This window comes from Bradyrhizobium sp. SHOUNA76 (assembly GCF_023006445.1).
Taxonomy (GTDB): Bacteria; Pseudomonadota; Alphaproteobacteria; order Rhizobiales; family Xanthobacteraceae; genus Bradyrhizobium.
On sequence record NZ_JALBHA010000184.1, the window covers coordinates 1 to 10,861 of the forward strand.

Here is a 10,861-nt window from a genome sequence, read left to right on the forward strand (position 1 = left end):
GGCGCATCCTGTCGATCGCGGCACTGAATTCCGCCGTGGTGGTGGTGCTGGTGGCGATGATCTGGAACGGCGCGCAGGTGCTGGGCTCGGCCTGGGGCGACGTGCGCCAGGTGCGCGAGTCCGACCGCATCCTGGCGCTGCTCGAAAGCGAGACCGGACGCCTGCACAATCTGATCCACCGCTACATCAACCAGCCGAGCCCGGACCTGTTCGCCGAGATCCTGCTGCTGCGCGAGGCGGTGCTGGGCACGCTGTCCAACCGCGCCGCCAAGGACCCGATGCTGTCCGGCTCGGTCGAGGAGCTGGAGCGCACCACCGACCGTTTCCTCAACGGCTTCGGCGAGCTGCGCAGCGTGCAGGCCACCATCGCGAAAACTTATGAGGAGCAGGTGCAGGGCCCGGCCAGGGACATGGCGGGCCTCTACTCCATCATCGAAGGCGCCACCGGCCATCGCGACGCGCTGATCTGGCCCTCGCTGGGGAAATCCCGCGAGGCCTTCACCGCGATGCTGGTGGCGGCCAATTCCTATTATCTGTCGCTGTCATCGGGCGCGGCCGACGACGCGCGGCGCAACACCGAGACGATCGAGAAGACCATCCCCGTGATGATCGATCTCGCCGACAACGACCTGCAGAAGATGGCCTTGCGGCGGCTTGGAGCCCGCACCGCCTCGCTGCGCGAGGGCTTTGCAAAGCTCTCCGAGCAGCTTGCGAGCCGCACCGAGCTGCTCCGCAACACCATCGACGCCAGCCAGGCCGAGGCGATCGGGGCCATCGACGATCTCTCGACCAAGATGCGCAAGCGCGAGCAGAAGGCGCAGGAGACGTTCGACCGCACGCTGGCCGCCATTTCCAGGCGGGTGCTCTCGATCGCGGTGGTCTTCCTCGGCATCATCCTCACCGCCGGCGTGATGATCGCGCTGTCGATCCGCCTGCCGCTGCAGCAGATCATGGCCGCGATGCGCGCGATCACGCTCGGCGACCTCGACCGCGAGGTGCAAGGCACCAAGGCACGTGACGAGGTCGGGGCCATGGCGCGCGCGGTCGAGGTGTTCCGAGAGAACGCGATCGCCAAGCGCCAGACCGAGGACGAGCTGCGCGCGTCCAAGGAGAAGGCCGAGAGCGCGCTGCTCGAGCTCAATGCCGCGCAGCAGAATCTGATCGACGCCGAACGGCTGGCGGCGCTCGGCGGCCTCGTTGCCGGCGTCGCGCACGAGGTCAACAACCCGATCGGCATCAGCCTGACCGTTGCCTCCAGCTTCGCCCGACGCACCGAAATCTTCGAAGCCCAGCTCAAGGGTGAGGGCGGCCTGCGCCGCTCGCAGCTGGAAGAGTTCGTGCAGTCCTCGCGCGACGCCTCCCAGCAGCTGGTCGCCAATCTCCAGCGCGCCGGCGAGCTGATCCAGTCGTTCAAGCAGGTCGCGGTGGACCGCTCCCATGCCGAGCGGCGGCAATTCTCGCTCAGCGAGGCCACCGACCAGATCATCGCCAGCCTGCGCCCGGTGCTGAAGCGCTCGCCGACCACGCTCCAAGTCGACGTGCCCGAGGGGCTGCTGCTCGACGGCTATCCGGGCTCCTATGGCCAGATCCTGACCAACCTGTTCCTCAACGCCGCCAACCACGCCTTCGCCGACGGGCGCGCCGGCACGATCACGATCTCGGCGCGGCCGCGCGGGGCCGACGACATCGAGCTCATCTTCACCGATGACGGGGCCGGCATGACCCCCGACGTGCAGCGCCAGGCCTTTGACCCTTTCTTTACCACCCGGCGCAATGAAGGCGGCACGGGACTTGGCCTGCATATCGTCTATAACCTCGTCACCCAGCAGCTCGGCGGGCGCATGATGCTGGAATCCAAGCTGGGACAAGGCACCACTTTTCGCATTATCATGCCCCGGGTCGCCAAGGGCGGCGCGCAAAGCACAGAAAGTGACGGGACTTCTCAATGGCCGAACAGGACGATGTCCTCCACCTGATCGACGATACCGGTACCGCGTCGGAGGATAGCAACGCCCGGAAATGGAAGATCGCCGTCATCGACGATGATCCGGCCGTGCATGACGGCACCCGTTTCGCGCTGTCCGACTACAGCCTCAACGGCCAGGGCCTCGAGATCCTCTCGGCCTATTCCGCGGCGGAAGGCCGCAAGCTGATGGCCGAGCACGGCGACATTGCCGCCGTGCTGCTCGACGTCATCATGGAGACCGACGTCGCCGGCCTCGAGCTGGTCGAGTTCATCCGCAACGAGATCCGGAACGAGACCGTGCGCATCATCCTGCGCACCGGACAGCCCGGCCAGGCGCCGGAGCGGCGCGTGATCGTGCAGTACGACATCAACGACTACAAGGCCAAGACCGAGCTGACCGCCGACAAGCTGTTCACCTCGCTGACCGCGGCGCTGCGCTCCTATCAGCAGCTCGAGCGCATGGTGCAGACGCGGCGCGGGCTCGAGATCATCATCGACGCGGCTTCCACGCTGTACGACTTCAAGTCGATGCAGCGGCTCGCCGAGGGCGTGCTGACCCAGCTTGCCTCGCTGCTCAACGTCGACTGCGCCGGTATACTGGTCTTGCGCGACAATGGCGGCATCGACCCCGAGCTCTCGGTGCTCGCCGGCAGCGGCTGCTACAGCCGCTTCATCGGCACCACCACGTCGAAGGCGCTCGATCCCGATCTGCGCTCGATGGTGGAGGCCGCGTTCCAGCGCCGCAAGAACGAATTCGCCGACCATCGCAGCGTGATCTATCTGCGCACCGGAAGCGGCCGTGAGGTGGTGGTGCTGCTGCAGGCCGAGCGCGAGCTGTCCGAGACCGACCGCTCGCTGGTCGAGATCTTCTCCTCCAGGCTCTCGATCGCGTTCGACAACGTCATCCTCTACCAGCAGCTCCAGGACGCCAACACGCAGCTGGAGGACCGCGTCGCCCAGCGCACCCGCGCCCTGATGCAGGCCAACCGCCGCCTCTCGGCGCAATGGCTGCGGCTGCAGCGCGCCAACGGCTTCAAGAACGAGATTTTGGGCACCGTCGCGCACGATCTGAAGAACCCGCTCGGCGTCATCCTCGGCCGCACCGAGATGCTGAAGGAGCTGATCTCGACCGGCGCGTCGGAAAGCGGCGTCGTCGCCCAGGTCGATCACATCCGCGACGCCACAAAGCGGCTGACCACGATGGTCGACCATCTGATCTCGGACGCGATGGCCGATGCTTTCGACATCACCATCCGCCGCGAACCGGTCGACGTCGCGGCCCTGGTCAAGGAGGTCGCCGAGGCCAACCAGCCGCTCGCCGTCAACAAGCAGCAGGCGATCAGCGTCACCGCGCCGGCCAACATCGTCACCATGTGCGACACCGACCGCATCCGCGAGGCGATCGACAATCTCATCAGCAACGCCATCAAATATTCGCCCATCGGCGGCAAGATCGACGTCGCCGTCAGCCACGAGGGCGGCGACACCGTCGTCCGCGTCAGCGACGAGGGCGCCGGCCTGTCCCCGGAGGATCTCGGCCGCCTGTTCGGCCGGTTCCAGCGGCTGTCGGCAAAACCGACCGCCGGCGAGAGCTCGACGGGACTTGGCCTGTCCATCGTCAAGCGTATCGTCGACATGCATGGCGGCGAGGTGACCGCCGACAGCGGCGGCCCCGGCAAGGGCTCGACCTTCACCATCACCCTCCCCGCGACCGAATTGCCGTGATCCAGAGACCATGACCCAAAGCCCGCACATCATGATCGTCGACGATGAAGCCCCGGCCCGGGAGATGGTCGGCGATTATCTCAAGATGCACGGCTTCACCGTGACGCTGTGCGACGGCGGCAAGTCGTTGCGCGCCGCGATCGACGGCAGCATGCCCGACCTCGTCGTGCTCGACCTCAACATGCCCGAGGAGGACGGCCTCTCGATCATCCGTGACCTCAAGAGCCGCATCAACGTGCCCGTCATCATGCTGACGGCGACCGCAAGCCCGATCGATCGTGTGGTGGGGCTCGAGCTCGGCGCCGACGACTACGTGGCAAAGCCCTGCGAGCTGCGCGAGCTGATGGCGCGCATCCGCTCGGTGCTGCGGCGGAGCGTGCCGGCCAAGGCGGCAGTGCCTGATGCGGCGGCGGCGAAATCCGACAAGGACCAGCTCGTGCGATTCGGCACCAAATGGCTCGATCTCGAAGCCCAGGCCCTGCGCGACGACGAGGGCAACGAGCATCCGTTGACGGCATCCGAGTTCGGACTGCTCAAGGTGTTCGCGGCCAATCCGAAGCGCGTGCTGTCGCGGGAGCGCCTGTTGGAATTGGCCAATGCGCGCGACGCCGAAGCCTTCGACCGCGCCGTCGATCTGCGCATCATGCGCATCCGGCGCAAGATCGAGCCCGATCCGGCCAAGCCCGCCGTGATCCGCACCATCCGCGGCGGCGGCTATCTGTTCTCGCCGGCGGGCGAGAAGGCGTAGGGCTAGCCACGGGCGAGGTGCCGTAGGGTGGGCAAAGCGGAGCGTGCCCACCAATCTCTCCATATTTGCGAAAGATCGTGGGCACAGCGCTTCGCGCCTTTGCCCCGCCCTACGAGATCGTCGTTTTGGCTACGCGCGCTCCCGGCGACGGTGGGTGCGGCGCGACCAAACGCAAGGCCCGGAAATTCGTTCCTACCTTGCCGAGACGCCGTCCCCCGTATTTTCCGTACATTGAAATTCCACGACTTTTTGCTCCGAATGTTTCGTCGCCCCGCGTCGGACGAAACAATTTGGCGGCGCACGAAACCATTTTCCCCTTTTCGTGCAGACGTCCCGAAACGTTGGCTCATTAACACTTTGGTCCAAGGAAACGCCGCTCGGTTGCGGCGCTACGGGGAGCCAAGTCAATGCGGAACGTCATCGCCATCAACGCCCAGGCCAGCCAGAGCATCATCGCCGCTCAGGCGACTTCGGACGACATGCTTCTCGAAAGCATTGCCGGCGGCAACCGGACGTCGATGCATATCCTTTATTGCCGGCATAATGTGCGGGTGTACCGCTTCATCCTGCGCATCGTGCGTGACGCCACCGCGGCGGAAGACCTCGTCAGCCAGGTGTTTTTGGACGTGTGGCGGACCGCCGGCCAATTCCAGGGCCGCTCGCAGGTTTCGACCTGGCTGCTCTCGATCGCCCGCTTCAAGGCCCTGACCGCGATGCGCCAGCGGCGCTTCGAGGACATCGACCAGGAAGACGTGCGCCAGATTCCCGACGATGCGGAGACGCCCGAGACATCGCTCGACCGCAGCGACACCAGCGCCATCCTGCGTGCCTGCGTGCAGAAGCTGTCGCCCGCACATCGCGAGATCATCAACCTCGTCTACTACCACGAGAAGTCGGTGGAGGAGGTCGGGCAGATCATCGGCATCCCCCAGAGCACCGTGAAGACGCGGATGTTCTATGCCCGCAAGCAGCTGGCCGAATTGCTTAAGGGCTGTGGCGTCGAGCGTTTCGCCGCCTGACGTCAACGATTTCAAAGGGATGGGCCCGATGTCGGGCGCTCTCCCGGACACGGAAGTGTTACCACCGACGAAACAATTGAAACAAAGCACAACATCAGGCGGAAAAACTTCCCCCCTATAAAGCGGCCATACGGTTTAGTTAAACCTCCCAAGAACTCCAGCGACCCGGACGGGATGCCCCCCTCCGGGTTGTTTTGTGTTTGGGCTGAGCGGTTGCCGCGGGCTCCCGCCTCTCCCGCTTGTGGGAGAGGCCGACGCACTCGCAGAGTGCGGCGGGTGAGGTTCTTTCCTCTGGGGGATTGCCCCGTCGAGGAGATACCCTCTCCCCGGCCCTCCCCCGCAAGCGGGGGAGGGAGCGCACTTCCCGCTCAGCTCGGAGCTGCGTCCCGCAGAACCAGCCCCCGTCACGAAGGCGTGACGCTGCGTAACGCGCCCTGCATCCATTCCGAACTGCCCTCGTGACCTCCTTCACGAGTGCGCCATGCTCGAACTTGTCTTCGCTCTCCTCGCCGGCATTCTCACCATCGCCGCGCCCTGCACGCTGCCGATGCTGCCGATCCTGCTTGGCGCCTCGATCGGCCGCGTGGGGCATCTGCGCCCTGCGATGATCGCGCTCGGCTTCGTCATCTCGTTCTCGGCGACCGCGCTGCTACTCGGAGCGATCACGCGGCTGTTCGATTTCGATCCGAACGTGCTGCGCGAGGCGGCCTCGATCCTGCTGCTCGGCTTCGGCCTGTTGATGCTGTGGCCGACGCCGTTCGAATGGCTGTCGATGCGGCTCAATGGCTGGCTCGATCTCGGCAATTCCAGCGCCGCGCAGCGCGAGGGCGCGCTCGGCGGGCTCATCCTCGGTACCACGCTCGGCCTGGTCTGGACGCCCTGCGCCGGCCCGGTGCTCGGCTCGATCCTGACGCTGGTTGCGACCTCGAAGAACCTGACCTGGGCCGGCACGCTACTGCTCGCCTACGCCATCGGCGCGGCGATCCCGATGCTGGGAATAGCCTATGGCGGCCAGGCCGCGACCACACGCGTGCGCAGCCTTTCACGGATCTCGCCGCGCCTGCAGCAGGGTTTTGGCGTCGTCGTGATCGGCTTCGCGGTCGCCGCCTATTTCCAATACGACACGCTGATCGTGGCGTGGCTCACCGGCTTCTACCCGACCGGCCAGATCGGCCTGTGATCATCGCGCATCTCAACCGGAGGACTCGTCCATGACCGTCAAACTGCTCACAGTGGGCGCCGCGCTGATCGGCATGGCCGTGACCGGCGCCGTCATCCCTGGCATCTGCGACGAGGCCGTGCGCGCGACGCCTGTCGTCACCGCCGCCGCGAGCCAGCAGGCCGCGCCTGATTTCACCGGCATCAACAATTGGTTCAACTCCAAGCCGCTCGGCATCGCCGACCTGCGCGGCAAGGTGGTGCTGGTCGACTTCTGGACCTATGGCTGCGTCAACTGCGTCAACACGCTGCCGCACGTCACCGAGCTCTACGCCAAGTACAGGGACAAGGGCCTCGTCGTGGTCGGCGTGCACACGCCGGAATTCCCGTTCGAGCGCTCGGCCTCGAACGTGCAGGCCGCGCTGAAGCGTCACGGCATCACCTATCCGGTGGCACAGGATAATGATTCGAAGACCTGGAACGCCTACCGCAACCAGTATTGGCCGGCACAGTACATCATCGACCAGACCGGCAAGATCGTGTTCCAGCACGCCGGCGAGGGCCGCTACGACGAGATCGACCGCACCGTGGCAAAGCTGCTGAACGCCAGCAGCTGACGCTGCATCGGAATCGCGCGGCAGATTTCAGGTCTCGTCCTTGTTGCTTGACTCCACGGACCCGTCCGTGGAGTTTCGCAAGCCTCGAAATCAGCCGCCCGCAATGGACGACGCGACCACCAGCACCGACATTCGCCTCCGTGAAGGTTCCTCGATCGCGCAGCGGCTGATCGTGGCCGCCTGCGCGGCCGCGGTTGCGCTGTGCTTCACGCCGGGGCTGTTCACGCACGACACCCTGGAAATCGTCATCTCGGTGGTGGCGCTGCTCGTGGGGGCAGGCTTCGTCGTCGGCATCATGGTGGCCCCGGCGGTGGTGTGGATCATCACACCGAACGAGATCCTGATCGGGCGGCAAAGTCCATTCGGGAAGCTCCGTACGCGGATCGTCGCGAAAGACGACATCACGGGGTTACAGGTTCCCGGCAGCAAGCGGGTGAAGGCCCGCTTTCAGCTCGTTTTCACGCTGGCTTCGGGGGAACGCCTGACCTCTCCGCCGATCTCCGATGTCACCCATGTTCGCGACACCGTGGCCCGGATCGCGGCGCAGTTCGACGTTCCCAATGTCGAGGATCCCGCCAATCCGCTCGATGCCAGCAATCCCGAGATGCATCTCGGCGATCCGCTCGAGCCGTTTCCCGCGCGGGACATCAGGATCGTGTCGCTGATCGCGGTCGCGCTGTGCGCCCTGCCCTACGCCTACAAGCTCTGGCGTGGGTTATCGCCCAGCCATGTCGACATCCTGCTGCTGCCGCTCGGCGCGATCGCCGCATTCGCCGTGCATCGTTATGCCAACCTCGTCACTGGCGCCTTCTGGATCATCCGCGAGAGCGATATCCGTGTCGAACGCCTGTGGGGCGACGGCAGCCTGCGCGCCGACCACATCGCAGGATTCGACGTGAAGACGATCACGGTCGAGCGTCGCGGCCGGTCCGAGGACGAGCACTGCATCGTCGTGATCCGACTTCACTCGGGGCGGAGGTTTCGCAGCCCGCGCATCGGCTCAAGGCTCGAGGCGCGTGCCGTGGGGACGGAGATCGTGCGGCGGCTGGGGATCGCGGCGGAGAGCAACAAGATCTGACTGGCTTCCATTGCCCGTTGTCCGGGTTGATCTCGCCGCGAGTTCGGTCTGAGCCTCTCCCGCTTGCGGGAGAGGTCGCCGCGCAGCGGCGGGTGAGGTTCTTTCCTCTGAGGAAGTCCCATCGCGGAAGCACCCTCTCCCCGACCCTCCCCCGCAAGCGGGGGAGGGAGCGCATCGAGCCCAGCACACTGCTTTTCGCGCCATCCCCTGTATGTGGCATTGCCCCGCTCCGTCAAAAAACCATAGGCATTCTCGTGACATATCAGGGCGGCGCGCCATCAACTTGCCATGAACCTGCCCCTCAGGTTTGATGCCTTTGGAATGATTTGCGCTGTGGCAGCGGGGAGAGCTTGAGATGACGGATTTTCGTCGCCTGACCGGGATGTTCATGGCTGCGGTGGGGCTTATTCTGTGCGTCCCGCAAGCCACTGCCCAGCAGCCAGACCGCGGCGACGAGCCGGGCCTGGTCGCCGACGAGGCTTACCAGCTCGAGCCGGAATGGCAGAAGCAGGTCGTCTATTTCCGCACCACCGAACCGCCGGGCACGATCATCGTCTCGACCGCCGAGCGGCACCTCTACCTGGTGCAGCCGGGCGGGCGCGCAATCCGCTACGGCATCGGCGTCGGCCGCGATGGCTTCCAGTGGCAGGGGTTGGTGACCATCACCAACAAGAAGGAATGGCCGGACTGGACGCCGCCGTCGGAGATGATCCAGCGCCAGCCCTATCTGCCGCGCTTCATGGCCGGCGGCCCCGGCAATCCGCTGGGGGCCCGCGCCATGTATTTGGGCACCACGGTCTACCGCATCCACGGCACCAACCGTCCCGACACGATCGGCACCAAGGTGTCTTCGGGCTGCTTCCGTCTCGTCAACAACGACGTCGCCGATCTCTACGACCGCGTCCCTGTTGGCACCAAGGTGGTCATCCGGCAGAAGCCTGAACTCTAAATATCCCCTTTCTTCGCCCCCCTCCTTTTCCCGATTTTTCGAGAGAGCAACATGATGCGCAGTTTTCGAGGCGGCCTGCTGATCGGGCTCGCGGTCGCCGTGCTGGTCGCCGTGCTGGCCATCATCTACGAGTTCTACGACACCCGTACGCTGAAGCGCACCGTGCGCCGCGGCGAGGTGCTGTGCGGCGTCAACAAGGGCCTGCCGGGCTTCTCGTACTCCGAGGATAACAAGAACTGGAACGGCTTCGACGTCGATTTCTGCCGCGCGGTGGCCGCGGCGATCTTCAACGACCCGGGCAAGGCGAAGTTCATCCCGCTCGATGCCAGCGAACGCTTCAAGGAATTGCAGAGCCGCAAGGTGGACATCCTCTCGCGCAATTCGACCTGGAGCATGGCGCGCGAGCTCGACTACGACCTCTATTTCCCCGCGGTCGCCTATTACGACGGCGCAGGCTTCATGCTGCCGCGTTCGCGCAACAAGGAGACCTCGCTGGACCTGACCGGCAGCAAGGTCTGCGTCCAGGCCGGCACCACCACGGCGCTCAACGTCGCCGACTACTTCCGCGCCAACAACATGAAGTATGACGAGGTGAAGTTCGAAAACCTCAACGACGTCGTGAAGGCCTACGACACCGGCAAGTGCGACACGCTAAGCGCCGACGTCTCGCAGCTCTACGCGCTGCGGATAAACCTGTCGAAGCCAGGCGACAACATGATCCTGCCGGACATGATCTCCAAGGAGCCGCTCGCCCCGGTGGTGCGCCAGCGCGACGACGACTGGATGATGATCGTGAAGTGGACGCTGTACGCGATGATCAACGCCGAAGAGCTCGGCGTCACCTCGGAAAATATCGACGAGGCCCTGAAGTCGAAGAAGCCCGAAGTGATGCGCCTCGTCGGCACCGAAGGCAATTACGGCGAGCAGCTCGGCCTCACCAAGGACTGGGCCGCCCGCATCATCCGCCACGTCGGCAATTACGGCGAGATGTACGAGCGCAATATCGGCGAGAAGTCGAAGCTGAAGATCCCGCGCGGCATGAACCAGCTGTGGAACGCGGGTGGCGTGCAGTATGCACCGCCGATGAGGTAAGGCGGTCTCTCGGCCGTCATTGCGAGCGGGGCTCGCGTCATAGCCGTAGACACACCCTCAACTGTCATCGCCCGGCTTGACCGGGCGATCCAGTACGCCGCGGCCCGTCGACTCAACACCTGCTGTCTCTGGAATACTGGGTCGCCCGGTCAAGCTGGGCGACGACGGCGCGTGTGAGGCGCGCAGTTCGCGCGTCTTATCCAGTCCCGTGGCCCGCATGAGCGAAGCGACATGCGGGGGCGCCGCTCGTGCATTCCCGGATATCGCTTCGCTCATCCGGGCTACGCGCTTCATCCCGGCTACGAGCTCAATACCCCCGCGCGCGCGCCAGCTGCTCGGTGTGGTAGTTGGCGTCGCCGAACAATTCCTCGCACACCCGCGCGCGCTTCATGAAGAAGCCGATGTCGAACTGGTCGGTCATGCCCATGCCGCCATGCATCTGCACGCCCTCCTGCACCGCGCGCGTCGCGGTGGTGCCGGCGCGCGCCTTTGCGACCGCGACTGCTGAG

The 10,861-nt window shown here is 65.2% G+C and carries 10 protein-coding genes; 9 read left to right on the plus strand and 1 reads right to left on the minus strand.

What is annotated here, in order from left to right; genetic code table 11:
• From MOV74_RS19545 to MOV74_RS19585, 9 genes are all read left to right on the plus strand, one after another.
• On the plus strand, window positions 1–1,976 hold a 1,976-nt coding region (locus MOV74_RS19545; RefSeq protein WP_246925763.1), incomplete at its 5' end, for an ATP-binding protein.
• Window positions 1,946–3,691 carry a DUF3369 domain-containing protein gene (locus MOV74_RS19550; protein ID WP_246925766.1) on the plus strand — a complete coding sequence of 582 codons (1,746 nt, stop codon included), beginning with the start codon at window positions 1,946–1,948 and terminating at the stop codon, window positions 3,689–3,691. The genes MOV74_RS19545 and MOV74_RS19550, both read left to right, overlap by 31 nt.
• Before the next feature lie 10 nt (window positions 3,692–3,701).
• Window positions 3,702–4,439 carry a response regulator gene (locus tag MOV74_RS19555; protein ID WP_246925768.1) on the plus strand — a complete coding sequence of 246 codons (738 nt, stop codon included), beginning with the start codon at window positions 3,702–3,704 and terminating at the stop codon, window positions 4,437–4,439.
• A 407-nt stretch (window positions 4,440–4,846) separates the two neighbouring features.
• Window positions 4,847–5,458 carry a sigma-70 family RNA polymerase sigma factor gene (locus MOV74_RS19560; protein WP_246925770.1) on the plus strand — a complete coding sequence of 204 codons (612 nt, stop codon included), beginning with the start codon at window positions 4,847–4,849 and terminating at the stop codon, window positions 5,456–5,458.
• Window positions 5,459–5,939: 481 nt separating this feature from the next.
• Window positions 5,940–6,638, plus strand: a complete 699-nt coding sequence (locus tag MOV74_RS19565) for a cytochrome c biogenesis CcdA family protein (protein WP_246925772.1) — start codon at window positions 5,940–5,942, stop codon at window positions 6,636–6,638.
• A gap of 31 nt (window positions 6,639–6,669) precedes the next feature.
• Complete coding sequence (locus tag MOV74_RS19570; protein WP_246925774.1) at window positions 6,670–7,233, plus strand: thioredoxin family protein; 564 nt, start codon at window positions 6,670–6,672, stop codon at window positions 7,231–7,233.
• 103 nt (window positions 7,234–7,336) lie between these two features.
• Window positions 7,337–8,311: a hypothetical protein gene (locus MOV74_RS19575; protein WP_246925778.1), complete on the plus strand. Its 975-nt coding sequence runs from the start codon at window positions 7,337–7,339 to the stop codon at window positions 8,309–8,311.
• Between the two features lie 355 nt (window positions 8,312–8,666).
• Complete coding sequence (locus tag MOV74_RS19580) at window positions 8,667–9,260, plus strand: L,D-transpeptidase (RefSeq protein WP_246925780.1); 594 nt, start codon at window positions 8,667–8,669, stop codon at window positions 9,258–9,260.
• Window positions 9,261–9,314: 54 nt separating this feature from the next.
• Entirely contained in the window at window positions 9,315–10,352 is a 1,038-nt protein-coding gene (locus tag MOV74_RS19585) for an amino acid ABC transporter substrate-binding protein (protein WP_246925781.1), read from the plus strand.
• Window positions 10,353–10,659: 307 nt separating this feature from the next.
• On the opposite strand, the gene MOV74_RS19590 is transcribed toward MOV74_RS19585, so the two are convergent.
• Window positions 10,660–10,861 (minus strand): acyl-CoA dehydrogenase family protein (locus MOV74_RS19590; protein ID WP_258719540.1); only part of this gene is annotated, 202 nt, incomplete at its 5' end.